The organism is Flavonifractor sp. AGMB03687, from assembly GCF_017811815.1.
Classification (GTDB): domain Bacteria; phylum Bacillota; class Clostridia; order Oscillospirales; family Oscillospiraceae; genus Flavonifractor.
Genome location: NZ_JADKZI010000001.1, coordinates 202658 through 226001 on the forward strand (window position 1 = coordinate 202658; position 23344 = coordinate 226001).

30 protein-coding genes are annotated in these 23344 nt (G+C 56.8%); all 30 read right to left on the minus strand.

Annotation, left to right across the window (positions count from 1 at the left end):
- Positions 1–10: 10 nt before the first annotated feature.
- Positions 11–280, minus strand: a complete 270-nt coding sequence (locus tag J9789_RS00910; RefSeq protein ID WP_348633620.1) for a formate hydrogenlyase — start codon at positions 278–280, stop codon at positions 11–13.
- 38 nt (positions 281–318) lie between these two features.
- Positions 319–2064: a VirD4-like conjugal transfer protein, CD1115 family gene (locus J9789_RS00915; RefSeq protein WP_348633610.1), complete on the minus strand. Its 1746-nt coding sequence runs from the start codon at positions 2062–2064 to the stop codon at positions 319–321.
- Between the two features lie 77 nt (positions 2065–2141).
- Positions 2142–2600 carry a recombinase family protein gene (locus J9789_RS00920; protein ID WP_209341374.1) on the minus strand — a complete coding sequence of 153 codons (459 nt, stop codon included), beginning with the start codon at positions 2598–2600 and terminating at the stop codon, positions 2142–2144.
- An 86-nt stretch (positions 2601–2686) separates the two neighbouring features.
- Positions 2687–3325 carry a DUF3801 domain-containing protein gene (locus J9789_RS00925; RefSeq protein ID WP_209341375.1) on the minus strand — a complete coding sequence of 213 codons (639 nt, stop codon included), beginning with the start codon at positions 3323–3325 and terminating at the stop codon, positions 2687–2689.
- A gap of 133 nt (positions 3326–3458) precedes the next feature.
- Entirely contained in the window at positions 3459–4718 is a 1260-nt protein-coding gene (locus J9789_RS00930) for a relaxase/mobilization nuclease domain-containing protein (protein ID WP_245184975.1), read from the minus strand.
- Positions 4719–5027, minus strand: a complete 309-nt coding sequence (gene mobC / locus J9789_RS00935; protein ID WP_209341378.1) for a plasmid mobilization relaxosome protein MobC — start codon at positions 5025–5027, stop codon at positions 4719–4721. It abuts the gene before it with no gap.
- A 210-nt stretch (positions 5028–5237) separates the two neighbouring features.
- Positions 5238–5372 (minus strand): hypothetical protein, encoded by a 135-nt coding sequence (locus J9789_RS17220; RefSeq protein ID WP_280842563.1) that lies wholly within the window; start codon positions 5370–5372, stop codon positions 5238–5240.
- A gap of 78 nt (positions 5373–5450) precedes the next feature.
- Positions 5451–6191, minus strand: coding sequence for a site-specific DNA-methyltransferase (locus J9789_RS00940; protein WP_209341379.1), 741 nt, complete (start codon positions 6189–6191; stop codon positions 5451–5453).
- Positions 6181–6504, minus strand: a complete 324-nt coding sequence (locus J9789_RS00945; RefSeq protein WP_209341381.1) for a hypothetical protein — start codon at positions 6502–6504, stop codon at positions 6181–6183. Before J9789_RS00945 ends, J9789_RS00940 begins: the two co-directional genes overlap by 11 nt.
- Before the next feature lie 4 nt (positions 6505–6508).
- Positions 6509–7165 carry a DUF4406 domain-containing protein gene (locus J9789_RS00950; protein WP_348633611.1) on the minus strand — a complete coding sequence of 219 codons (657 nt, stop codon included), beginning with the start codon at positions 7163–7165 and terminating at the stop codon, positions 6509–6511.
- A 113-nt stretch (positions 7166–7278) separates the two neighbouring features.
- Positions 7279–7989, minus strand: coding sequence for a hypothetical protein (locus J9789_RS00955; protein ID WP_209341385.1), 711 nt, complete (start codon positions 7987–7989; stop codon positions 7279–7281).
- Between the two features lie 17 nt (positions 7990–8006).
- Positions 8007–8750, minus strand: a complete 744-nt coding sequence (locus J9789_RS00960; RefSeq protein WP_209342258.1) for a phosphoadenosine phosphosulfate reductase — start codon at positions 8748–8750, stop codon at positions 8007–8009.
- Positions 8747–9898, minus strand: a complete 1152-nt coding sequence (gene metK, locus J9789_RS00965) for a methionine adenosyltransferase (RefSeq protein ID WP_209341387.1) — start codon at positions 9896–9898, stop codon at positions 8747–8749. Before metK ends, J9789_RS00960 begins: the two co-directional genes overlap by 4 nt.
- The gene (locus tag J9789_RS00970; RefSeq protein WP_209341388.1) at positions 9888–10268 is read right to left on the minus strand and encodes a DUF3846 domain-containing protein; all 381 of its coding nucleotides are present in this window, start codon (positions 10266–10268) and stop codon (positions 9888–9890) included. Before J9789_RS00970 ends, metK begins: the two co-directional genes overlap by 11 nt.
- Positions 10258–10800: a gamma-glutamylcyclotransferase family protein gene (locus J9789_RS00975; RefSeq protein WP_209341389.1), complete on the minus strand. Its 543-nt coding sequence runs from the start codon at positions 10798–10800 to the stop codon at positions 10258–10260. Before J9789_RS00975 ends, J9789_RS00970 begins: the two co-directional genes overlap by 11 nt.
- A gap of 1 nt (position 10801) precedes the next feature.
- Positions 10802–11050, minus strand: a complete 249-nt coding sequence (locus J9789_RS00980; RefSeq protein ID WP_209341390.1) for a hypothetical protein — start codon at positions 11048–11050, stop codon at positions 10802–10804.
- 4 nt (positions 11051–11054) lie between these two features.
- Positions 11055–12017: an amidoligase family protein gene (locus tag J9789_RS00985; protein WP_209341391.1), complete on the minus strand. Its 963-nt coding sequence runs from the start codon at positions 12015–12017 to the stop codon at positions 11055–11057.
- Positions 12014–13159 (minus strand): DNA (cytosine-5-)-methyltransferase, encoded by a 1146-nt coding sequence (gene dcm, locus J9789_RS00990; protein ID WP_209341393.1) that lies wholly within the window; start codon positions 13157–13159, stop codon positions 12014–12016. The genes J9789_RS00985 and dcm overlap by 4 nt, the downstream gene beginning before the upstream one ends.
- A gap of 14 nt (positions 13160–13173) precedes the next feature.
- A complete protein-coding gene (locus J9789_RS00995; RefSeq protein ID WP_209341395.1) occupies positions 13174–13470 on the minus strand; it encodes a hypothetical protein in 297 nt (98 codons plus the stop codon).
- Entirely contained in the window at positions 13463–14392 is a 930-nt protein-coding gene (locus tag J9789_RS01000; protein WP_209341397.1) for a ParM/StbA family protein, read from the minus strand. Before J9789_RS01000 ends, J9789_RS00995 begins: the two co-directional genes overlap by 8 nt.
- Positions 14389–15051, minus strand: coding sequence for a DUF4240 domain-containing protein (locus J9789_RS01005; RefSeq protein WP_209341399.1), 663 nt, complete (start codon positions 15049–15051; stop codon positions 14389–14391). Before J9789_RS01005 ends, J9789_RS01000 begins: the two co-directional genes overlap by 4 nt.
- A gap of 20 nt (positions 15052–15071) precedes the next feature.
- Positions 15072–15734 (minus strand): hypothetical protein, encoded by a 663-nt coding sequence (locus J9789_RS16890; protein ID WP_245184977.1) that lies wholly within the window; start codon positions 15732–15734, stop codon positions 15072–15074.
- 1 nt (position 15735) lies between these two features.
- Positions 15736–16140, minus strand: a complete 405-nt coding sequence (locus J9789_RS01015) for a synapsin-1 (Synapsin I) (protein ID WP_209341401.1) — start codon at positions 16138–16140, stop codon at positions 15736–15738.
- Positions 16137–16874: a hypothetical protein gene (locus tag J9789_RS01020; RefSeq protein ID WP_209341403.1), complete on the minus strand. Its 738-nt coding sequence runs from the start codon at positions 16872–16874 to the stop codon at positions 16137–16139. The genes J9789_RS01015 and J9789_RS01020 overlap by 4 nt, the downstream gene beginning before the upstream one ends.
- Positions 16871–17767, minus strand: coding sequence for a hypothetical protein (locus tag J9789_RS01025; protein ID WP_209341405.1), 897 nt, complete (start codon positions 17765–17767; stop codon positions 16871–16873). The genes J9789_RS01020 and J9789_RS01025 overlap by 4 nt, the downstream gene beginning before the upstream one ends.
- Before the next feature lie 5 nt (positions 17768–17772).
- Positions 17773–18147 (minus strand): single-stranded DNA-binding protein, encoded by a 375-nt coding sequence (locus J9789_RS01030; RefSeq protein WP_209341407.1) that lies wholly within the window; start codon positions 18145–18147, stop codon positions 17773–17775.
- A gap of 92 nt (positions 18148–18239) precedes the next feature.
- A complete protein-coding gene (locus J9789_RS01035) occupies positions 18240–21440 on the minus strand; it encodes an S-layer homology domain-containing protein (protein WP_245184978.1) in 3201 nt (1066 codons plus the stop codon).
- A 64-nt stretch (positions 21441–21504) separates the two neighbouring features.
- Positions 21505–22437 (minus strand): toprim domain-containing protein, encoded by a 933-nt coding sequence (locus tag J9789_RS01040; protein ID WP_245184980.1) that lies wholly within the window; start codon positions 22435–22437, stop codon positions 21505–21507.
- An 80-nt stretch (positions 22438–22517) separates the two neighbouring features.
- Complete coding sequence (locus J9789_RS01045) at positions 22518–22841, minus strand: hypothetical protein (protein ID WP_209341409.1); 324 nt, start codon at positions 22839–22841, stop codon at positions 22518–22520.
- Positions 22828–23244, minus strand: a complete 417-nt coding sequence (locus J9789_RS01050) for a translation initiation factor 2 (protein ID WP_209341410.1) — start codon at positions 23242–23244, stop codon at positions 22828–22830. The genes J9789_RS01045 and J9789_RS01050 overlap by 14 nt, the downstream gene beginning before the upstream one ends.
- Positions 23245–23344 lie beyond the last annotated feature (100 nt).

The following is a 23344-nucleotide window of genomic DNA, read 5'->3' on the forward strand; positions in this document are numbered from 1 at the left end:
CTTTTACCCCTCAGCCGGTGATGAGGGTGAGAATCTCCTTTGTAAAGGTAATTACAATGCCGCCTGCGATGGTGAGCATGCCGTTGGCACGCTGGGAGGGGTCGTGGCTCTTGAGGGACAGGCCCAGCTGAAGGACGCCAAAACCCAGCAGGATGAGGCCGATGGCCCGGATAAGGGAAAAGATAAAGTCACTGAGGTTGTTGACCACAGAGAGCGGGTCATCCGCCGCGAAGGCGGGGCAGACGGTCATGACGGCAACCAGCACAAAGCAGGAAAGCATGGCGTAGATGCGTTTGACCCGCTTCTCGAATTTATGATTCATGCTGCATTCTCCTTCTCTTCGTTAGTGTCATCGGTAGAAAATGCCGCAAACAATTCATGTCCAGGAATCATCGATGCGTGATTTTGTCCATGGTGGATGTAGGGCGGACCGCCGGCCAGAGAGGTTTGGCGGACCGCGGGATGTTTCATCAGATCGTATTTCAAGTCCATCACCGGCCCAGCGCCGCGGATGAGCAGGACGGCATAGCGGTTATCCAGCCGACGCACCTCGTCCGGCGTCAGCAGTTCCCGCCCGCTGATCTGCATATTGGTGGACCAGGAACCGGACTTGCCCTTGGTTTCCCCGTGGGTTTTGGTGTCGATGGTGGATTTGCCGAGTGCCTCGGAAATATACTTGTGGGTGCTGGACTCGTTGCCGCCAAGGTACAGCAGAGTGTCCGAGTTGCCGGGGATGGTTTCCCAGGAGTCCTTGAACTGCTCCTTGATCTGTGCCATGTTCTGAATGATGGTGCTGCATGAGATGTTGCGTGAGCGCATCGTGGCCAGTTCACGGGGCAGACCCGGCAGGTTGACCGAGGGCGCCTCATCCAGAATAAAGTGGACATGGCGTGGCAACGGGCCGTGGTGGATCTGATCGGCGCAGTAGTAGAGGGTTTGGAACACTTGGGCGTAAAGCAGACTTACCAAAAAGTTGTAGGTATTGTCATTATCTGGGATGACGGCGTATAGAGCACACTTCTTATCCCCCAGAGTGTAGAGATCCATATCGTCGTGGTCGGTGATGGCCCGGATCTGGGGCAGGTTGAACGGCGCCAGGCGTACAGCGGTGGATACAAGGATGCTCTTGGAAGTTTTGCCCGCCGCCATCTTGAACACCTTGTACTGCCGGACAGCGACACTGTCCGGCTTTTCCCGCTCAATGGCGCTGAACAGCAGATCCAGCGGCGAGACGTGTTCCTCGTCATCCTCCTTCACCTCTGCGTACTCCAGCACCCGCATGACCATAGAGAAGTTCTGCTCGGACTCGGGCGCCTCCTGGAACAGCATGAGGATGATGGCCTGAAGCAGCGCCGTTTCTGCCTTGGTCCAGAACGGATCCGACTCATGACTGTTCTTGGGCGTAGTGGCTTGGATGAGATTATTGACCAGCCGCAAAGCGTCTTTCTCATCCCTGATGTAGCGGAAGGGGTTGTATCCGTCCGACTGTTCCAAGTTGACGAGGTTCAGCACCCGAACGTCGTAGCCCTGGCTTTTGAGGTAGCCGCCAGTGGCGGTCAGTACCTCCATTTTCGGATCGGTGATCACATAGTTGGTATTCGCCTCCAGAATGTTGGGCAGCACATAGCTGCGGGTCTTGGCCGCGCCGCTGCCGCCGATGACCAACACATTGAGAGATCGGCGGTGCCTATGGGTATCCAGCCCCAGACGGATATGCTTTGTCAGGAGCTTATTCTGCTTTTGGCAGAACGTGGCGTTGACCTGTTTTGGAGACGCCCACTGTGCGGATCCGTGTTCCTCACCGTCACGGGTGCGACCCTGTGTGGTGCGGTAAAGACAGATGCCCATGATGTACGCGCCGGTGCAGGCGAGGATACTCATCAGGCTGTGTTCCGTCCAGCGTATCTTCAAAGGGGCCTGCAAGGCTGCGGTCAGGTTCGTGAGCAGTTCCGGCAGGCCGTCTCCGATGGACTGGGCGATCAGGAGCGCAGCCCAAACCACGGGAATGTAGAGAAACAGATACGGGAGAAAGCCTCCCGTTCTGCTCGGTTGATTCAGCGGCATTCACCTCCAACTGAAAACACGGGAGCGCACTGTGATAAGTGCGCCCCCATAGGATGATTCGATGTATGCCGGTTTGTTTAATCCTGCTCGAATGGGTACAGGATATCCACGCCGAGTGTGTGCAGATGATCTTCATATTGCAGCAGCCCCCGCAAGTCATTGCCTCGATAAATCCGCCCCTGGTTACAGGCCAGAATGTAGTCCATGCTTCCACTGTCCGCTTCTTGCGCCAGCAGTCTGAGGCTATGTCGTTGAAGATTCTGTCCGCTGGTATAGTCCCTGTACTCCCCAACAATCTGCATGTCATTTTTCTCCGCAAATTGGCGCAGGTAGGAAGCTTGTCCATTCATGGCAATCTTATCTGCGTTCCGATTCCCGGTATCCACTCTGAGATACAGCCAGCAGCGTTTTCCATATAACTGGCCTTTCGGCGGCAGGCTGTCGTGAGTGAACAACCTTTTCAGCAGTGCAACATCCTCAGGGAGTAGGAATCCGGCGCTGCCGGTGCATCCTCTGTAGTAGTAAGCGACTTTCATGGTATCTGACCTCCTTCAACTTTTTGCAACTCAACCATACCCGAACTGACCCGGAATATCCATCACTTTCCCCGAACAGTACCCAATCATCTGCTCTTGGTCTGCGTCTTGGTTTTCTGCCTGGCCGGGACGCGTTTGCGCAGGTCATCCAGATGCGCGCGATAATCTTTCAGCCGCCCTTCAACGGAGGGCCGCTCATCACTCGTCGTCCTCGCTGCGCTCTCTGCGTGCGTAGGAGAGTTGGTGCCTGTATCGCGCGAGGCGCGTCCCGACCGGGAATCTTTTTTTGGCATTCCGGGTTTCTTTTCTGGCTGCCGTCCCCGATCCGGCTGTTCCTTTTTGGAAGACTCCGGCTGCCGGTACATCATCTTCTGGAACACCAGATTGGCCCGTTCCACCTCTGTGGCTGGCATGACAACATCTACCATGCTATTGGGATCCCTGGAGTTTTGGATGGCCGCATAGAGCAATTTAGGTTCCCGCGCCTTGTGCCTGAACTCCCGGTATTCCTCCTGCGTCATGGGGAATACACGCAGATCCCGCGTCTGCTGCAGCATTTTGCCCATGCGCACCCTGCCGCTGATTTTCCTATGGCTTTTTGCTAAGGCCAACGACATGGCCAGCAGGTTCTTCGTTGCCGAACCGCCCAGCCGGACAGCCACCTCTCCGCCGGAGAGCATCATGCGGACCAGCTGGTCCGCGGCCTCACCGCCTCCGATATTCATCTCGTTCCACCTCCTTTGCCTTGGCCTCGGCCACCTGAATATCATGTTCCATCTGGGGCCGGTTTTGTTCAATAGTTTCGCACAGGGAGATCTCCTTCCGCGCCCGCCGGATCTCCTGATTGATATCCGCCAGCTACCGGTACAACTCCATCTTTTCCACCATGAGCTGCTCCATGGGGATCCCGCACTGTTCCAGCGTAGAGACAGCATCCATGTAGCGGGAAAACTGTTTCTCCATACCGGGCATGCCAGACTCATAGCATTCCTTTGCTGGCGCAAGAGCCTCCACATCGGAGAGAGCGTCGTAGAGCGCCCGCTTTTTCTTCTTCCGCACATTGAAGATGGTGCGCTGCTTTATTAAGTTGGCCAGCGTTTTCTCTGTGCGGGCACGGACGGCCTGAAGACTCTCTGTTGTGGAAACGCCATGCGCCCGCAGGAAGGCGAACTGTTCTTTGTAGCTCTCGAACTTCATGATCTCTCTTCTGAGATGGGGCGTCATTTTCGGCGGATACTGCCGCTGTCCAGCCTTGCCCAGCAGATAGAGGTAGTGGACGTACAACGCCATGAATCCGGTGTACTTCTGGGGGTGACGCCTGCGGTACGGTTCATACCGGGACCGGTAGATGATGGCCGGACGGTTGCCGGCAGCAATCTCATCCAGATTCCCCGCAATGGCAGCGCGGATGCCGGCCTCGGTGAACAGCGGATTCTTCCGGCCCGGCGCCATGAATCGCTCCTGCCCTTTGAGACGAAAGCCGAGATGTGCGCCGTGCTTGATCTCATACCCCTTGTGTTCCATAATGAGGAAGAAGTGGCCGATATCGTTGGCGTCCTGGATGGCCTCCCGCAGATCTGCCTCCAGCATGGAGCGGAAGGTGGGCTGGCCCTTGCTCTGCCGCAGCCACTCGATGTAGCTCACAGCCTTTTCTCCCTTGCCTTCCATAATGATGGACAGGCCGTGTTCCCGGCACAGCCGGTCTGAGATGGCGCGGATCCGGCTGTAATAACTGCGGGAATTGCTGTGGTACTTCTCGCCGGTATCCGCATTCACGGAATTGAAGATGGTATGGGCGTGGATGTGCTCCTTGTCCACATGGACGCCGATGACCGCCTGATACCCAGACAGATGCTCTGCCGCGAACTCCTTGGCGATCTCCAGCGCCAGTTCTGGGGTGACCTCGCCGGGGCAGAAGGACTGGATGATGTGATAATACTGGACGCCGTCTGTTTTTCCCATTGCGCATTTGGTATCCAGCATCTGCCTGCATGCGTAGCCAGGATCACAGTTCAGATGGGCTGTAAGAATCTGTTCGTCAGTCTTATCGCCATTGAGCACATAGCGGATGCCAACATCCAGCCGGCCTTTCCTGGCAAGAATTTTTGTAACAGCCATTTACTTTTTCGCCACCTGGTACATAAGTTCATAGATCCGATCCAGCATATACAGCCCGTACTTGGCATCGTCTGGTTTGGCAATTCCGGCATTGACACTGCGGGCGATTTGATTGATATTGTTGCCGATATGATGAATCTCGGTGCGGAGGGCTTTGATCTCCTGAGAAGGGAGCGCCCGAATCTCCGCCCCCAGAATGAGGCGCCGGAGGTAGGTGGTTTTGGAAAGGCCGCAATGTCGGGCGCTGTTCTCCAGCAGCGTTTTTTCCTCTTGGGACAGCCGTAGGCAGATCTCGTATTTCTTTTGCATGCTCACTCCTTCCACGGCTCACAGCCGACAATTTTCCGCCGATGGGCGGCATTGGGGACAGGGGTATCCCCTGCAAGCGCGCAAGAGATATCTTTGCGCTATGCTTGCGCCGTCGCCGCCAGAGGCGGCAGTGGCTTCGCCGCGCAGGGCGCGGCCATTTTCAAGCGGTAGATGGATTTCAATTCCTCTTCCTGCGGAAAAGAAAAATAATCACTGCTTACGGGCCTTGAGGTCGATAATCTCCCGCACCACCGAAAAAGGTGCGGCCTTGATGATCTGGGTGTCGTTTTGCAGACCAGTAACAGGAGCCGGCTTTCTGAAAAATCGCACATACTGTTCTTTCACTATGGTCCAGACCTCCCTTCAAAGGCAGGGCGTACCATTGGACGTCCTTGCCGTTCGCAGTTGGAAAGCAAGGGTGTGTCATTGGACGTCCTCCAGCCCCTGCTCCCGCGCCTGACGGATCCGGCCTCTGGCTAGTGCGGCATAAGCGTCCGTCACCTCGATGCCGGTGGCGGAGTAGCCCTCCAGCACAGCGGCCAGCACCGTGGTGCCGCTGCCGACAAAGGGGTCCAGGATCCGTCCGCCCGGCTCAGTGATTTTCACAATGTCCCGCATGAGCTGCAGGGGCTTTTCCGTCAGGTGGATGCGATTCTGCGGGTTCCCGTATTTGAATACACCGGGCAGGCAGGGCACAGGCCGGTTGATGGGCATGTCCCCGTTGGATCCCCAGACGATGTACTCCGCCTGCTGGCGGAAGCGCCCCTTCTGGGGCCGGCTGTTTCCCTTGTCCCAGACGGCGGTACCGCGCCAGATCCAGCCCGCCCACTGCAGGGCGTCCGTAGCTGCGGGGAGCTGCCGCCAGTCGATGAACATACACACCGGGGCGCCGGGTTTGCAGATCTTTCGGGCATCATACAGCCACTCTGCGGCCCAGCGGGTCCAGGATCTCTGATCCTTGGCATCGCCGTCAAAAGGCGGAGGGGCGTTGTCGCCCATGCTGGAGTATTTCTTAGCCGTGGATTTGTTCTTTTCCGCTTGGGTACGTCCGCCGGATGCATAGGGCGGGTCTGTGATCACTGCGTCGAAGGTGTCCGGCTCAAAGCCGTGCAGCACCTTCAGCGCGTCGCCTTGGATGATCTCCCACTGAGGGTTATCTCTCATAGGCAGTTTTCTCCTTCTTCTTGTTTTTTGTAGGTGTTGGCAGTACAGGTTCCTGATATTCTTCCAAATGCACAGTTCCGTCTTTTTCCGTTACGATTGCAGGCCGGTAGACACGCTGGCCGAGATCCAGCAGCGTTCCTTCGATGGCATCTGCTACTTCTCCAATATAATGCATATCCCAAGGAAACTCATCTTCCGTCTTGTTGAGGAAGGTGAGGATCGTTTGGTAAACGGCATTATCAATTTCGTCTAACTGCTCTATATGCCTGTCTGAAAATTCGATCTCCATTTCTTCTGACGGAGTATTGTTCATAGCATCATCGCTCCTTCCCTTGCTTAATTCGCCGGCGCAGAGGCTTCCCTAACTCCTTCTGATCTGTCAAGACGGGGATGCCCAGCCTTTCTGCATGGCGGATCTCCGCCCACATGCCATCTGTCCAGACGGGACCGTAGACATTGACCTGCTGGCAGGACTCTACCAGCCGCAGACCCATCTCCCTTGCTGCCTGATCCTGTGCCGGGTTTTCCGGATCGGCAATGGGAGGAAACATCAAATGGGGGCAAACAGGCACATCGCCCTCTGCGAACACTTCCCGCGCTTTTTCTTTGGCGAAGGCGATGTTCTTTTCCGCATTGCCGCGCAGCGGGGCGCAGATATAGACAAGTTTTGGGCCGTCCTGCCGGCGCTCTGCCACACGATCCCGGAACACTTCCAGGTACTCATTTACAGCCTGCCGCATGGCGGAATAGTCCGCTGCAGATGGGTGGAAGGCATACCACTCCGCTTTCTTACCATCTTCCCAGATATGCGGCGCTACGCCGCTGCGAAAGTTGGGATTGCCCGGCACCTGTTTGACACCGAGGACATCCTTCAGCCGGAGGTGGAGTTTATCTACTACGCCGTCTGTGCGATTCAGCACTGTAACGCTGATGGCGTCATAGTGATCCGCATAGCCTGATGTCACAAACTGCACACGGACACGGAGATCCTTTCCCAGAGTTCCCAAACAGGTCCGGCCCACAAATTTGGGGCTGCTGACCACCGTGCCGTCCGCAAACAGTTTCCGGAGTTCCTGTTCATAAAATGTCATCGCTCCGGCCCATCCTTGGTGCGTTTTGCCTTGGGCGGGTTCTCATGGTACTCATAGGTGCTTTTATCCTTAGAGAGATAGAGGTCAAAGTCCGCAAGGTCGATCCCCATGATATCTGACGCCATTTCATACGCCTCTCTGGAACAGAATTCCGGGATGTTAGCGTCCGTCATTTCTCCGTTTTTATATACAGCCTCTCCCACATTGCGCCCGAAATCCTCATCTGCCCAGCGGTAGGAGATGGCTTGGTCGGGGTACTTCTTCGAGAGCGCCTCCAAAATTGTTGGGACGCTGCTCCATGCGGTAGAGAACTCCATAGTATCATCATCGTTGCCCAGTTCTACACAGGAATACGCATTCCATTTGGTTCCCCAATGTTTATTGCACCACTCATACCAGGTGGGAGAGTCATATTTTTGGATGTTCTCATATGCCTGTTTGCCCAGCGCCCATTCCTCTGGATGTTCTTCTTTGAAAGCCTCTGCCGTTTTATCCCCATTCATAAAACGGCGGTATGCATTAAGACCCCTGTCCGTCCTGCTGCCAGACTCAATACTCAAAGGCTCCGGCATTGGAATCAACTTGTTAAAATCAATGCTCCCATACACATCGTCCTCCTGGCGCAGATCCCGCAGCATTTGATGGAAAGCGGCGACCTGCTCCGGCTGATCTCCAAATGAGATCAAGTTTGTGATATGATTTGGCATGTGCCCTCCTTTCGCCGCTATGCGGCATTTTTCCATAGGCTGAGTTGTTCATCTTCTCGGCGGAAAACTGTGTCAATTTCCGAAAATGTCATGGACCGGTTGAATTTTTCAGTGACCTTCCCCGGCAGGATCTGCAGTTCCAGCATTCTGGACCACAGGTCGGGGTGATGGTCATAGAGGTGGCGGAGTTTCCGCCGTCTGGCGTTGGGACAGAACCAGCAGCCGCCCCTGTCGGTAAATTCATAGACAGGAGAAAGCAGCCCCGCCTCCCGGCAGAGCTGCTTTGCGTCCTGTTCCGTATAGCCGTATTTGTCCAGCAGGGAGACACGGCGTCCCTCCAGCCGAAGCAGCCGCTCCTGCTCATCCTTGGCGATGCCGATGTACTGTACCGTGTCCGGCGGGAGGCTTTTCTGATACCGCAAGATTGGTTTCAGTTTGCAGTCTCGCTGGACAGCGCATCGCCCACAGATGGGAAAGGAACGGAGCAAGCCCTTTTTCGGCCCGCGGGTGATCTGTCCAGTGAATAACCCCACATAGGTCTGCGGCCCACGGAGGACACGGATCTTTACGCCCATGTGTTCCAGTACAGGAATGGCTGTTCCATAGATAAAGTCACGGTGTTCCGGCACCTCGCCAGAGATATGACGGTCAAACATGACTTCGCAGTACACCGCCTCATCCAGTGGTTCCCCATAACGGAGCGCCAGTAGGATGGTGGCAATGCTGTCTTTGCCAAAAGAACAGGATGCTATATGTTTCAGGTGCCACCATCCCCATGATCCAGTGCCGCACACAGTTTCGTAAACTGTCCAGCCTGTCCGGTCTGTTCCCACGGCAGAGTTGCCCTGGTAAAGTGCCCATAGTTGCAAGCGTCTGCGAAGATGGGCTGAGCCAATCGCAAAATACGAATCATGCCGGCAGGCGTGAGGTCAAAGAAACAGCGGACCGCCTGTTCCAGCAACTCATCAGGGTATGTGCCAGTAAGATAGGAATCCACATCCACAGCCACCGGCTCGGCCCGACCGATGGCATAGGCCAGAGCGACCGTACATTTCTCCGCAAGGCCGGCGGCCACAATATTCTTTGCGATGTGGCGGGCCATATAGGCGCCGCTGCGGTCCACCTTGGTTCCATCCTTGCCGGACAGTGCGCCGCCGCCGTGGGGCGCCAGCCCTCCATAGGTATCCACCATCAGCTTTCGGCCGGTCAGTCCGGTATCCGCCTCGATCCCACCCAGCACAAAGCGGCCGGATGGGTTGATAAGGATCTCCGTATTTTCATCCGCTTGGAAGATGCGGAGAGCAGGCCGAATAACACATTCCAGCAGTTCCTTCCGCAGCAGGGACAGATCCTTATCCTCCGCATGCTGGCAGGAGAGGACGACGGCGGAGATTCGCCTGGGAGCGCCGAAGGCATACTCCACGGACACCTGCGCCTTTCCGTCCGGTCGCAGGCCGCTGATCTGGCCGCTTGTCCGCGCGCAGGTGAGCAGGGCGGTCAGGCGGTGAGCCAGCACCACCGGCAGGGGCAGGAGGTTTTCTGTTTCGCTGCAGGCGTAACCATACACGATTCCCTGGTCACCGGCTGCGGTCTGTTCTCCGCGCTGTACCGCCTCCGCGATGTCCGGGCTTTGGGAGTGAATGAGGACATCCACGCCAAAGTTCCTGCAGTCGTATCCGGCACGGCGCACCGTGTCGCGCACGATGGAAGGGATATCCGGGATCGCCAGCGCAGTGATCTCGCCGGCAACTACAAATTTGCTCGCCGTCGCCAGAACTTCACAGGCGACGCGGGCGTTGGGATCGTGTTCCAGACAGCAGTCCAGCACTGTATCCGCTATGGTGTCACATAGTTTATCAGGGTGGCCCCCTGTGACAGATTCCGCTGTCATAATCGTTTTATCTTTCATGCTTATTCCTTCTCTCTTTCTTTTTGGGGAATGGGAACAGCATCTCCCGGCTGTACAGGGCTTCATATTTTTGAAGTTGATCCGGCGTCAGAGACACAAAGGTTTCTTCGCCAAGCCCGGCAAGGAAAAAGGTGCCGCACACAACATCATACGGATCCCCGTTTTCCAGCCGGAGGAGGCGGTTTGGCTGCAGGCCGGCAAACTTGCCGCTGCTGTTGCACACAAGCGCCACGGGGTCCTCATAGGGATATATGGCCTCGATGTCCCCGCCGACAATCGCCTGCATGGCCTGCAGGGTGTCCAGGATCTGCCGGGGGTATGGCGGTATCCCCGGCTCTACAACGAGGATCGTCAGATGGTTATCGCTCATGGTGGTCCTTCTTTCTGCATGGCTTTTCGCCGGAAAACAGATCCATCTCCTGCATGCGCTCGAAGTGCCGGGCCTGTCGCACCTCGTCATGCACATTTTTCAGCGCGGCCTCCAGTTCCGGCACCGGCAGGCCGTTCTGACGGTATCCCTCCAGAATGCCTCCATAATAAGCAGGAGAAGGGATGGCGGGATCCCGCCACAGTTCTCCGGTCATAATATAAGCCATGACGGCCATTTCGCTGCCGTCCCTTGTGCGGACCGTGATATCCTCTTTCTCATACAGGCGTGGGTATCCCTCATAGATGTCCAGAGATTGCTCACACTCCGGCGTCAGTTTCCACAGTAGGCCGTGGACCTGACAGCCGGGCAGAGGCTCGATGGTGGCAACGCCGCATCCGCTGCGATTGCCGCGAAACAGCAGTTCATAGCCGTCCAGCACCGCAGACCCAACCACTTGGGCGGCAGGACAGCGGACAGCCATCTGCTCCAGATTGATGTTGCTGCCATAGGCAAAATACAACCGTTCTGCCATATCAGTCCTCCAGAATCGTGAGGGCGCCTGCTTTCGCCAACTGTGCAAACACGGTCTGGGCCTGCTGCTCTACATCTCCATCCGGCAGGGGAAAGTCCAGACCGGTGGTGCGGATGATGTTGTTTCGCAGGAACCAGATGTAACTTTCCGTATCCGGAAATTCCGCAGGGTCAAAGACACGGGCGCGCAGATGGTCCATGATTTCCGTTCCGGTACCCTGCAGTACATCTTCTTCAATTCGGATCTTCATCTTGTCACCTCTCCATCTCTCGGTTCTTTTTCTTCTTTTTATTGGCTTCGTAACAGTCTTTGTCATAGCGCCATGCCCGGTCCCCATCCAGGTTGGCCAGCAGGTGGTCGCGGGTGTTCTTGAACTCCGGCCCGTTGAGGCCCAGACGCACCAGCCAGACTCGGAAGGTAAACAGCTCATTATCGCTATGCGTTTTGCGCATGACAGTGCTGCGCTGGGCGATGGCTTGGGCGGAGATAGCGAGACACAAGTTGATGTATGCCGCCGCCCGTCCGGCATGGAGGGTGGAGTTGAAGCAGCGCCACTCCACCGTACCACGGAAGAATACAGAGTGAAGATTCAGGGCGTAGTAGCGTGTCCAGTTATAATGTTCGCTGCTCTGTATATTCCCCTCGTACCAGATACTTTCCAATTTGGTCAGATCCTTGGTTTCCTCGGAGGAAAGGGTGCGGGCTTGGCGCAGCATGGGTTCCCGCACTTTCTGACAGTATTGATTTACCCTGCTCTGGTTAACCTGCAGTGCCTTAAACAAAATATCCTCCTTGGAGTACATGATGCCAAGGAGGTTCTTGAGGCTCTGCCGGTTGTGGTTGGCAGCGTCTACATGGACATGCAGTCCGCAGGAGGAATTGACCTTTGCCCCTGCTTTACGCACCCTCCGCACACACTCCTGAAACTTGGGCAGTTCCTGATAGGTCAGTTTTGGGGAAACCATCTCAACAGAATACTCACTGTCGCGGATTCTTTCATATCCGGTGCTTGTCTTTTTCTCCAGAGTCAGGCTTCCATCATACATAAACCGCCATTCTTTCCCATCGGGATCTTCCACATACCAACTGTCATAATAATCATCGCCGTGGCGCGGCTGGGTGCCGAAATAATCTGCCAGCGCCTGCGCGGCCTGTTTGCGGGTGATGCCGGTCATCTCCACTTCCACGCCGAAATACTGGTCTTTCAACCCGGTCACGCTGCCGCCTCCTTCCGCAGATCCTCATCCACAGCGCGGATGCGCCGGCCAATGGCCTCAATCACATTCACAGTGACGCTGTTGCCTGCCTGCTTGTAGGCTTGCGCATCCGAGGTGATGGCGAGGATCTTGTCGATCTGCTCATCTTCAAAACCCTGCAGGCGCAGGCACTCTCTGGACATCAGGCGGCGGATTCGTCCGCCACGCTCCACGATGCCCTGTGTACTGCTGGTATCCAGAGTATGCGCAATATCATGTCCGACTCGGCCACGTCTGGTATTACTTCCAGCGTAGCCGAGATTCACGCTGTCGCCAATCTCGGCTTCCTTGTATCCCTTTTTTGTTGCCTCTTTAATCAGCAGCGCCCCTGAGCGTTCTGCCTTGTGGTTGGACAGTGTAGTTTGTCCATAGCGAGCAGTGATACACCGGGATTCTTTTGCCCGTTTCGGGTGTCCGGCACACAGATCCACAAAGGGCGCATCCGGTGGCAGCATGTACAGCCCAGTTTTCACACCGAGGCCGCCACCGCCTGCCGTCTGGGTGCAGGCTACTCCGCTGATGTCGTAGACGCGACGTCCTTGTGGTCCGCCGATGAGTTGAATAAGAGTTTTTCCGTCATTTCCGAAGACAGGAAGTATTTTTCCGGCGCATCGGGAATCAAGATAGCAGACAAGGAACACCCTTCGTCTTGACTGTGGGACTCCAAAATGTTTGCTGTTAAGCACAGGCCATTCGACATAATACCCCATGTCAGAAAGCGTGGAGAGGATGGCCGCAAACGTCTTGCCGCTGTCATGGTTAAGCAATCCCATGACGTTTTCGAGCAGAAGATACGAAGGCCGTCTGGCTTCAGCCAGGCGGGCAATTTCAAAGAAGAGAGTACCTCTTGCGTCGTCAAATCCTTTTCTGCGACCAGCAAGAGAAAATGCCTGGCAGGGGAATCCTCCGCATAAGAGATCGAAGTCTGGCAGGTCGTCGGGGTCAATGGTTCGGGCGTCTGGATAGTATCGTTCCTCCTTCCCAATGTCGTGGATCGCACGGTAACTGGCGTCAGCGTATTTGTCGATCTCGCAGTGGCCGATACACTGAAATCCACCGGCGCGGGTGAGTCCGGCGCGGAACCCGCCGATTCCAGCGAACATGTCAAAATATCGAATCAGATGATATCATCTCCCTCCTGCAGCGCACGGAGAAAGCCGAGGACGTCCTCATCGACGGCCCCGGCCTGCTCCGGCTGTGTAGTGGTTTTTGTAAACAAAACACCTGTCAGTTCCTCACGGATGACACCTCGAACGGTCTCCAGCAGTTCCTGCTGTTCCATATAGCCGTTGATCATCCTGCACACGGCATCCATGCGCTGTCCGGGCGCAACAGCGGACAGACGCTCCCAGGCATTCCGCTGCTCTCGCTGGGCCAGGGAGAAGGAGAGGCTGAGCCGTCGCTTTTCAGCCATTGGCACCGCTCCCCGACATCTGCCGTACAAGCCGTTCATAGCCCTTGGCGTTCAGGGATACGTCGTCGAGGATCACGGGCCGACACAGGCCGTTTGTGGCCGGAACATGGCGCTTCAGGAGTGCCGCTCCGCCTCCCATAAAAATAGTGGGCATGGCGCGCGTGTCCAGACCGCACTCTGTGATAGCGGAGAGCAGGTTCTGCACATATAGGTCCGTCTGGGCATGGATGATGCTTTTCGCCTCGTCCGGGAGGCTGCTGGCGTCACCCCGCAGGACGCACTCGATCTGCGTCGCCGTCAGGGAAACACCCAGAGCACGGCGCACCTGTTCACCGATCTCATCGATGCAGCGGATCATACCCAGTTCCAAACTGCGGCAGGTGGCGGCATTGGGGAGCCGGTTGTCCAACCGCATCAGGTCTACCGTCCAGCCGCCGATGTCTGCCACGATGACAGACGGCTCATCTATCAACTCCGCCTGAGTCAGTACAGCGGCATAGCCCTGGGGGAACAGTTTCACATCTCTGATGGTGACGGTATAGTCCCGGCCCTCATAGCAGAAGGACACCGGCTTGCTGTCCCGCAGCAGATAGGAACGGAACTTTTTCTTGTCCCTGCCAAAACTGGTCAGAGGCAGGCCGGCGGCCAGAATGACGGAACAAGTGCGCTCGGCGCTACGGCAATCCAGTTCTCTGGCGATGGCCGCCAGTGTCAGCAGATAGTAGTCCTCCGTTCTGGTCTTGTCCTTCTGCAGGGGCTGTCTGCCGCTGCCTACCACATAGTACATTCCGCCGTATTCCAGCACATTCTTCTGGGTGTACGGCTCATGCTCATAGGCCACCAGCCCCGTGGGAAAGGAACTGTGGACAGTTTTCATGGCCGCGTAGCCGTGGTCCACGCCGATGATGTATTCCTCGCTCACCGAGCGCCGCCCCCTTTCTCTTTTTTGGCAGCCCTATCCTGAGCCTTGCCCTCATCCAGCAGTCGGCGGATCTCATGAAGGTCGAAGTTCCAGGTGGAGGATGCCACCTGGAAACGCTCAGGCCCGCCGTATTTCTCGCACAGACGGGGCAGGAACTGCGGCAGGTCTTTCGGATCCCTGGGGTATTGGATGCCGTCCTTGTAGACAATATCCGCTGCCAACTCGTCCCGCAGATCCTCCATCCTGTCCGGCTCCATCTCATCATAGGCGCTGCGGCCGGTGAGCTGCTCATAGGCGTAATCGCCCACATAGGATATGCACTCGAAACAGCAATCGCCGTATGGCTCTACATTCGCCAGTGTGTCCGGATCCCGCAACGCATTCATGTACACATCTTTACCCTGGGCAATCAGCCAAGCGCGAAAGTCGATAAAGCCGTCATCTGAACAGCCATACTCCTTGATCACACTGGCGGCGTCCCAAAGGCCGTATTGGGCCGCCAGATCCTCATAGGTGTGCAGGATGTCGTGGAAACTCTTGGCGGCGGCAGGCCCCATAGATACAAGATGATCCCGCAGGTAGTTCTCCATAGCGCCCATATCCTGACCACAGGTGGTTTTCGCCTCATGAATCAGCGCCCAGAAGGTATCCTTGCTCATCCCATTATCAGGTTTCAGTTCTATCTCTCAGCACCTTCTTTCCATTTTTCGTTTTGTTTGCTTTTCTGCCGCTCGTGTTCCTGGGGCAGAAGGCCCTGAAAGCCCAAGTCACACAGCACCTGTGTATAGAGCTGCTTTTCAAAGGCCCGATATTCCGGGGCGGCGGTATCCACATCCAGCAGGACGGCCTTTTCATAGGTTGTCCCCGGCACAACCTCCCACCGGACAGCGTGGAACCGCAAGGCGGTCAGGTACTGCAGGAGCTGACATCCGTCGGCATAGTCCAAAATGCCACAGTTGTCCTCATAGGGGAACGCGCTTGGGAGATTGGGATAGCCGGAGATCGCCAAGGCGGCATCGTAGAGACGGAAACCGCCCTCATCAAAGTCTGGCGCGATGGCATGATAAAACCGCTGGAGTTGTTCTGTGCTGTCCAATGCCGGACAGAAGGACGCAAAGGCTTTCTGAAGCGTTTCCACTTTTTGACGCTCCTGATTGGCGGCATATTCCTCGCCGCAGCTCTTCTGGTAGTATTCGTCGGCGAGCGATTCCAGTTCATTGATCTTGTTTTGCATCTGCGCACATTCCATTCGGCTGAGATCCAGTTCAGCATTGGATTCTTCCAATGTCTGCTGCAGTGCGGGGTAGTCCCGGAGCGCGGCGATCAATTCCCTGATCTTCATATCACGCCGCCTTTCGAATGCGGACAATCAGGCGGTCCAGTACGACGATGCGGGATCTCACCTTGCTGGCGGAGGCGTTCAGGCAATGCGCCTGATTTTGGATGCGGCGGCGGATGGCCGCAAGTTGCTGGCGATCCCGGCAGCACTCCAGTACAACGTACCGGCCTTTGCCGTTGGACAACACTTCCCGCTCACCGGAGTCGTCACGAAGGCTGGCCATGAGACGCTGGCCCAACTGCCGACGGTAGCGATCCTGCAGAACATCGACGTCGCAGGAGACATGGTGCTTTTTCAAAATGGTCGCAATTTCATCGCCACTGATCTCCATATTGGCGAACAACACCTCCATGATTTCGGCCTTGGCTTTGGGCGGCAGTGTGGGATTACCGTGGGATTTCTTGGTCATCGTGCCTGCTCCTTTCTGCGCTGTGCGCGCTGCACCACATAACCGGCCTTGTCCAGGGCAGGCATCTCGCTTGGAAAGACATAAAGCGTGCCATGCTGCTCGGCCCTCTCGGCAGGAAAGCCCTGTGGGATATTCTCAAGAGAGTCCGAAACCGCGACGGTTCTGTATTTCCAGTCACGGGGGGATTGGTAGGCGAACAGGTGATCCCCCGCCCGCCGGATACAGCAGGCGTCTTTCCCCTCATGCTGCCAAACATATTCGACCACAGCCGCTTTCTCCAGCACGAAACGAGGCTGGATCCCCTGCGCCAGTTCTGGCGCGATGGCATTGATGTATTTCACCATGTCACGGACATTGCCGCATTCAAATTCCGGCGCATCATAGCCATACCGCTCTGTAACGAGCGCCCACTTCATACACTCATGGGGACTATCCAAAGAGACGACAAAGTATTTTCCGTCACGTTCCCCGGTGAGAGGCTCAAACCGGACATCGTCATAGAGCGGTCCATCCAGCGGGCAGTTGTTCTTGAACCACACATAGTAGTTGTCCAGGATGAAGGGATCCGTGATCCCCAGCACCACGCTGGAGATCTTCTTCAGGCGGCTGGACAGGGCATCGTCCCGGCAGAACCAGTCGTACCAGCCGGCCTCACACTGAACAGTTCGGTCCCGGCTGCTGAAATCTCCAGCGCGAAATCGGTCCTGCCATGTCCGCACACTCATCTCATTCATAGCGTCCCCCTCTCCGGCAGAATACGCTCCATAAGGTCGGCAACGGCAGCAAACACACCGGCCAGTTCATGGGACTCCTTGATGGTATCCTCCATTTCCTCCCTGGTCATGCGGGTGCATTGGACCCAGATCCGTACATTTTCCTCTGTGGGCGTCAACAGAACAGCCTTTTCATACGCCTTGCAGAACACACCGGCAATCTTGCTCTGACGGTCAATTTCCGCGTCCTTCTCCCGGATCTCCTTTTTTGCTTTTTCCAGCTCCACCAGTTCCAATGCCGCCTGCCCCTGCTCGTCCTCCGGCAAATCCTGTATCTGCCGGGTGATCTGATACCCCTGGTTGACGGACAATTCCTTTTTATCCAGGGCTTCCTTTACGGCGGCGGGGGCATGTTCGTCGATCTGCATTACCTTGCCCATTGTGCGCTCCCCAAGACCAACGGAGGAGGCCAGTTCCTTACGGGTGTCCACAGGGGAGGAACCTTCCGGCAATGTTGCCGAAAGGTCTGTACGGGCGCCTTGGTTGGCCTTGGCTCTGGCCTCGATCTCCGGCCTCAGTTTTAAGGCGATCTTGCCCAGCTCCCATTTGTCCAGATTACGGCGGCCCTTCTGGGTATCCAGCGCCCATTGCTTGGCCTCCAGCAGATCGTCAAAGGCAAACACCGCCATTTTGTAGGGCAGGCCATGCCGGGTGCAGATCCGCTGGCGGTTGTGGCCGTCTACGACGACCAGATCCTCGCTGACGATAATAGGCGCATAGCAGCCGTTTTGCAGGATATCCTTCTCCAGCGCGGCAAACTGCTCCCCACTGAGAGGGGGGAGCAGCTCCGCCAGTTCCGGCAGGATCGTGGGCGTCCGTTCCGCACTGGTATACTCGGTTCCGGTATTCCGCATGGCGCTCAGGCCACAGCCACATCCATGTCCTCCGCAGACATGGACGCGGCGCCTTCCTCCATACGGCGGGGAGACAGGAATTCCACCTCTGTGGCTTTGATGAGGAAACCGGGCTGACGCTCCGGCTCGTCCGCAAAGGTGATGGTTTCAAAATCGCCGGAGGCGGCCAGCTTGCAGCCCTTCCAGGCAAACTCCGCGCAGCGTTCCGCCAGCGGGCCGCGGACCTTGATGGAGATGAAATCCGTCAGGCGGTTGCCCTCCTTGTCCCGGTAACGGCGATCCGACGCGATCCGCAGGATGGCATAGGGCTTTCCGGTGGCCTCATGAACCTTCAGTTCCACGTCGTTGGTCAGGTTTCCGATTGCTACGATCTTCAGCATAGGTACATTCTCCTTCTTTATTATTTAATGTAGGGTGAATTGGGGGATAAAAGCGCCACGGCCCACAGCGGGGCCGCGGCACAGCGGACGAATCACTTGTCCCAGGTTTCGGGATCGGTGAGGATGGCGGTGTGGGGGTTGGCGGCCTCCAGCACCTGATAATAGGCCCAGTGGCGAGGAGACACATCAGGGAACGTCACCAGACGGCGGCGGTGCTCTGCGATGTAGTCCTCATCGGCCTCACGGCCCAGCAAGCGGTTGACGATGGTGACGACCTCCGCCCGGTCAATGGGATCATCTGCCCGGAAGGTGCCGTCGCCGTAGCCCTCCACCCAGCCATGGATGGCGGCGTCCTTGATATACTCTGCCGCCCAATAGCCATCATTTACATCGTCAAAACCCTTGTACTGCTCTATGATTTCTTCGGCTCCATCGCAGTACACATCAAAGAACCGCGCCGCCATAGCGGTGAACTCGGCGCGGGTGATGGCCTTATCGCCCCGATAGGTGCGGTCATTATAACCCACGGCCACGCCGTAGCCAGTCAGGTACTCCACATAGCCTGCATACCACACCTCCGAGTCAATATCCTTAAACTTCACTTTATTTTCGCTGGGGATGCGCTCATCCAGTTTGTCGGAGAGCAGGCGGGCAAAGATGGCTGCGGCCTCGCTCCGGCTCATGCTGCGCTCTGGGCCGAAGGTGCCGTCTGTGTAGCCATAGATATAGGCCCCATGGTACTCTGTTTCCGTAACAGCGGGAACGGTGAGTTTGCCGTCCTCATCGGTTTCGCCGCGCTCACTCTGCCCCAGATCGCCCTTGACGATGATGGTCACGCTCTCCTGTGGGGCGCGCTTATTGTCCGTCACCGTAACGGTGATGCGGTTGTTCTCATCCATATCCACATCGTCGGGCAGAGTGACCGTAATATTGCCGCCCTTTCCGATGGACACTCCCGCATCCTCAATAGGCCGCCCAGTTTCGTGGTCCTCTACGGTGACGGTCAGGGTCCAGCAGTCGTCGTCCTCGTCCTCCCAGCCCACGGTGGCGTTTCCATTCCCGCTGGTCGTGCCGGTGGTACCAGGGACAGTGAGCTGTCCAGACTTGTCGGTCTTACCCTCGCAGTAATTGTCGTGCTTATCTGTCACCGCGATGAACATGCCCGGTGCGGCGCTCTTGTCCTTGGTGAGCAGGACGGTAACGGTAGTCTGGCCGGCATAGTCCAGCAGGCGGGAACCCGGCAGGCGGATGGACAGTGTATCGTCTTTGTGGAGGATGACAGTGGCGTTGGCAACAGGGGCCTTGGTGTCGGTATCCGTGACGATTACCAGATATCCTCCCACAACGGCTTCGCCTTTGCTGTCTGTGGTAGCCTGATTGTAGATCTTCTCGATTTCCTCGGTTTCCAGTGTTTCGCCGCAGACGGTACATTCCTTATGCTTGCTGCCCTCGCTGCCGGTGGTAGGCTCCTTGTCGATGATCCAGTCACCGGGCTTGTGACCTGCCGCCTCGGTGTAGTCACCCTTATAGGTATCACCGCAGCGGGTACAGGTAAAGGTGGTGTAGCCCATTTCCGTACAGGTAGGCTTGGTCACTTCTTCGGTATAGTCATGGCCCAAAGCATTCTCAATGATTGCCCCGCAACGGGTACAGAGTTGGGGCTTGGTACAGGAGGCGGGTTCGCCAGGGATATGCCCCGCAGCTTCGTCGCCCTCCAAACGGGTGGCTCCACAGCGGATGCAGGTGTATTCGGTCATGCCCTCGCCGGTGCAGGTGGCCCCGGTGATCTCCGTACCCTCATCCCAGGAGTGGCCCAGAGGGGACGTGTAATCCGTGATAAAACTGGAACCGCAGCCCTCGCAGCGATGAATGGTCTTGCCGCCGCCCTCACAGGTAGCCGGGGTGGTCTTACTCGCATAATTGTGGGGCAGGGCCGCTGTGATATCCTCGATGTGGCGCTCCCCACAGACGGCGCACTCCCGCAGAGTGTAGCCGGGGTTGGCGCAGGTGGCAGAAACAACGGTGGTGGAAAACGCATGCTCGGTCTGAGGCAGGTCGGTTTCTTTCACATTACCGCACCGCTCACAAATATCAATGGTCTTGCCGGGCACTTCACAGGTCGCATCTCGAATCACCACGCTCTGATGGGCGTGACCCAGCGCCGCCTCATAGTCCCGCTTTTCAATCTTGCCGCAGTCCGCGCAGAGATAGCGATCATAGCCCAGAGTCAGGCAGGTGGCAGGGACACGATCTAACAGCGTCCAGTTGTGATCTTCGCCGCAGGTGCCGTCACCGTCGGATTCCTCAGTGCTTTCATCCCGCAGATGGACATAGGCCACACCGTCCTCCACCATATCGGTGTCGTGGAAGGTGTAGGTGATTTTATAGTACACAGCATAGTCCCCAGCTTCGGTATAGTTGGGGGCGCTGGTCAGGGTACAGGCGTCTGCACTGTGACCATAGCGAATGGCCGTGGTGACGCCGGCCTCGGAGAGATCCGATACCGTGACCGTGTGGGGCTGTCCGTCCACCACGCCGAAGTAGTCCGCCACAACAGACTTGGCGGTGGTGTAGGCAGTTTCGGTATAGTCGCAGTCGGCGCAGGCGTCCATCTCCACAAAGCGGTCATGGGCCAACTCGGGACGGATGTTGCTCTCCATGTGGTGGCGCTCCAGCGTAGAATTTTCCTCTTTGAAGGTGCCGTAGCAGAATCCGCAGTACTCGCCGCTGGTAGTGGTGACACGATGATACTTGCTGTCTACCTGCTCGATGGCCTGTGTTTCGGGCAGCTCCTCAAAAAAATTGTTAGCGCAGTCATACAGCCAGTACACATTGTTTTGATAGCAGTAATCTTTCTTGCTCATATTGGTATTGATACCGCCGCAGGTTTCACATACCGCTTTCGTCCAGTGATAGCCTGTATAGTAAGCGTCCTGCCCGGGCACGCCGTCTAAAACCGCGCCTTTCCCTTCGCCGCCGATCAAAGTTCCGTCTGAATACCGGACATTCCGGCTCATGGCTGTCTGACCGTCCCGTGTATATTCCGGGGTGCGGAAGGCAAGGAAAGAGGTCTGCTGCTTACACTCCCTGCATTGAAAAGTTTCATGGGTGATTGTAGCATTAACATCCAGTTCATTGGTGCGGTTGTCCGCCTCCTGCCAATGCTCGGCAGGATCGTGATAACTGTTTTCCTGCGCAGCAAAGGCGCTGGGTACCATGCCGACGCACAGCACTGCCGTCAGCAGCAGGGCCGTTATGCGCTTCAGGCCATGCTTTTTTGTCTTGCTTTTCAAATGGGCGTTCCTCCTTTTTTGTATAGAAATTGCTGTTGGATATCTTTTGTTTACTTTTACTTGATCACCGCCCCCTTTCCTGGCACTGCTGCACAAAGGTCAGATAAGCGTTCCAGTCCTTACGGGAGGGAGGGGACAGCGTCTGCACGGCGTAGCCCTCTGCCGCGTATTTCCGACCCATGCGCTCTGCGGCCTCCTGGCCGGGGCGGTCGTGATCCAGGCAAAGGACGATTTTCCGTACTGCGGGATGTGCCCGAAGAAACTCCGATAGGCTACGGTCGTCCAGGCAGCACAGGGCCAGGGCGTTGCTGTGGAATCCCCTGTGCAGGGTGCAGTAACTCATGAGGTCGATGGGGGCCTCGAACACATACACGGTCCTGCTGTCCTGGGCATACGGCAGGCGGAAACCGACGGATTTGTCGCTGCCGGCGACGTCGCCTTTGAAACCGCTGCCGTCCCGGTCGTAGGTACCCCGCAGGCTGGCGAAGGCTACCTTGCCATCTGTCCCATAGCCAACGAACACACAGTTGTGATGCTCAGCGTCCTCATACAGCAGTCCGGCGTCGAAAAAGCTGCGGATAACGCGAGGAGCGATCCCACGCTTTTTCAGGTAGGCGTACACCCGGCGCGCATCGTTGTGTTTAGGTGGCAATTCGAACGATTTGGGCGGTTCCGGCGCTTGCTTGGGCGGCTTGCTCTGGTCCACAGGGGCATCTCTGGCGCGGCCATGGAAGGCCAGCAGTTCCTCTACCGCCTGGGGGAAACTCCTGCCGCAAAAATGCTGCAGGAAGGTGATGGCGTCCCCGCCCACTCTCTCGGAGTAGCGGTACCAGATGCGGCGGTTCTTGATCCGCAGACTGTCCATTTCTTTGGTGGAGTGGTAATGGCCCACCCGCGTCACGGTATAGCCGAGAGATGTCAGCAAATCTGGCAAGTCTGTCCCGCGGGCAATCTCCATCTCCTGTTCTGTGAAACGATTGGATTTCTGTTCCGACATTTTTCCACCTCCAGTTCCCTGCAAAACAGACCGCCCGGATCGTCCCTGTTGGACAATCCGGGCAGTTCTGGGATCCTGATTTACTTGATTGTTCTCTTTTGGGGCGGCCCCTCCACATACTCGGATATGTCGCAGTCGCAGCCGATGAGCTGCCCACCGCACACGGGGCACCGCTCCGCGTCGCATCCCACATGGTGGTAATGGCCAGGCTTGGCGCCGCAGTCGTGGCAGCGGGCGTCCTCATACGCCATGCCGTCCACACCGTACTTGATACGGCGGTAGTATCGATCTCCGCATCGCACATGGGTCCAGGTGCAGCCATCCGCTTTTAGCATCCGCTGGCCGCAGGCTTTGCAGAGTGCGCCGCCAGCAGCGATAAAGGCATCGAGTTCACTCTGCTGCATCCTCGTTGCCTCCTTCTATGGTTTCCCTGTTCTCGGACTCCACCTTGGTGTATGCCTCCTGATCCTCAGCGGGGGCGGGGATATCGTCAGGGGCGGCGTCCGCCGCCTGCTGCAAGGCGTTCTCGATCAGCCCCAGGACGAACTCCCGCTGTGTCACTTTGCGGCCCTGACGCTCGCTCTCCAAGGACAGGTAGTCCTTGATCCGTTGAAACAGGTCCTCACTGATTTGAAATGCCATTGTTCTCGTCTGTGCCATGCCGTTTTTTCCTCCGTTTTCATAGTAACTGGTGAGCAGGTCTGTGATGTACTCGCTGAGGGACTGGTTTGCCGCAACGCGCTCCGCTGTCACCCTGGCGTGTAGGGGTTCCGGGATCTGACAGGAAAGGCCCTTGGTCTGCTCCATGTCTGATTGCCTCCTTCCGTTGATTTGCAACGCAAGTATAGCCGGAAAGCATCACGAAAGCCATTACCAACACCACCAAGGAATGGCGGACAGACGAATC

Excerpts from the sequence above, each read along its gene's own strand:
- J9789_RS00910 (WP_348633620.1), bottom strand. The coding sequence starts at position 280 with ATGCTTTCCTGCTTTGTGCTGGTTGCCGTCATGACCGTCTGCCCCGCC.
- J9789_RS00915 (WP_348633610.1), bottom strand. The coding sequence starts at position 2,064 with ATGCCGCTGAATCAACCGAGCAGAACGGGAGGCTTTCTCCCGTATCTG.
- J9789_RS00920 (WP_209341374.1), bottom strand. The coding sequence starts at position 2,600 with ATGAAAGTCGCTTACTACTACAGAGGATGCACCGGCAGCGCCGGATTC.
- J9789_RS00925 (WP_209341375.1), bottom strand. The coding sequence starts at position 3,325 with ATGAATATCGGAGGCGGTGAGGCCGCGGACCAGCTGGTCCGCATGATG.
- J9789_RS00930 (WP_245184975.1), bottom strand. The coding sequence starts at position 4,718 with ATGGCTGTTACAAAAATTCTTGCCAGGAAAGGCCGGCTGGATGTTGGC.
- mobC (WP_209341378.1), bottom strand. The coding sequence starts at position 5,027 with ATGCAAAAGAAATACGAGATCTGCCTACGGCTGTCCCAAGAGGAAAAA.
- J9789_RS00940 (WP_209341379.1), bottom strand. The coding sequence starts at position 6,191 with ATGAGAGATAACCCTCAGTGGGAGATCATCCAAGGCGACGCGCTGAAG.
- J9789_RS00945 (WP_209341381.1), bottom strand. The coding sequence starts at position 6,504 with ATGAACAATACTCCGTCAGAAGAAATGGAGATCGAATTTTCAGACAGG.
- J9789_RS00955 (WP_209341385.1), bottom strand. The coding sequence starts at position 7,989 with ATGCCAAATCATATCACAAACTTGATCTCATTTGGAGATCAGCCGGAG.
- metK (WP_209341387.1), bottom strand. The coding sequence starts at position 9,898 with ATGAAAGATAAAACGATTATGACAGCGGAATCTGTCACAGGGGGCCAC.
- J9789_RS00970 (WP_209341388.1), bottom strand. The coding sequence starts at position 10,268 with ATGAGCGATAACCATCTGACGATCCTCGTTGTAGAGCCGGGGATACCG.
- J9789_RS00975 (WP_209341389.1), bottom strand. The coding sequence starts at position 10,800 with ATGGCAGAACGGTTGTATTTTGCCTATGGCAGCAACATCAATCTGGAG.
- J9789_RS00980 (WP_209341390.1), bottom strand. The coding sequence starts at position 11,050 with ATGAAGATCCGAATTGAAGAAGATGTACTGCAGGGTACCGGAACGGAA.
- dcm (WP_209341393.1), bottom strand. The coding sequence starts at position 13,159 with ATGTTCGCTGGAATCGGCGGGTTCCGCGCCGGACTCACCCGCGCCGGT.
- J9789_RS00995 (WP_209341395.1), bottom strand. The coding sequence starts at position 13,470 with ATGGCTGAAAAGCGACGGCTCAGCCTCTCCTTCTCCCTGGCCCAGCGA.
- J9789_RS01005 (WP_209341399.1), bottom strand. The coding sequence starts at position 15,051 with ATGAGCAAGGATACCTTCTGGGCGCTGATTCATGAGGCGAAAACCACC.
- J9789_RS16890 (WP_245184977.1), bottom strand. The coding sequence starts at position 15,734 with ATGAAGATCAGGGAATTGATCGCCGCGCTCCGGGACTACCCCGCACTG.
- J9789_RS01015 (WP_209341401.1), bottom strand. The coding sequence starts at position 16,140 with ATGACCAAGAAATCCCACGGTAATCCCACACTGCCGCCCAAAGCCAAG.
- J9789_RS01020 (WP_209341403.1), bottom strand. The coding sequence starts at position 16,874 with ATGAATGAGATGAGTGTGCGGACATGGCAGGACCGATTTCGCGCTGGA.
- J9789_RS01025 (WP_209341405.1), bottom strand. The coding sequence starts at position 17,767 with ATGCGGAATACCGGAACCGAGTATACCAGTGCGGAACGGACGCCCACG.
- J9789_RS01030 (WP_209341407.1), bottom strand. The coding sequence starts at position 18,147 with ATGCTGAAGATCGTAGCAATCGGAAACCTGACCAACGACGTGGAACTG.
- J9789_RS01040 (WP_245184980.1), bottom strand. The coding sequence starts at position 22,437 with ATGTCGGAACAGAAATCCAATCGTTTCACAGAACAGGAGATGGAGATT.
- J9789_RS01045 (WP_209341409.1), bottom strand. The coding sequence starts at position 22,841 with ATGCAGCAGAGTGAACTCGATGCCTTTATCGCTGCTGGCGGCGCACTC.
- J9789_RS01050 (WP_209341410.1), bottom strand. The coding sequence starts at position 23,244 with ATGGAGCAGACCAAGGGCCTTTCCTGTCAGATCCCGGAACCCCTACAC.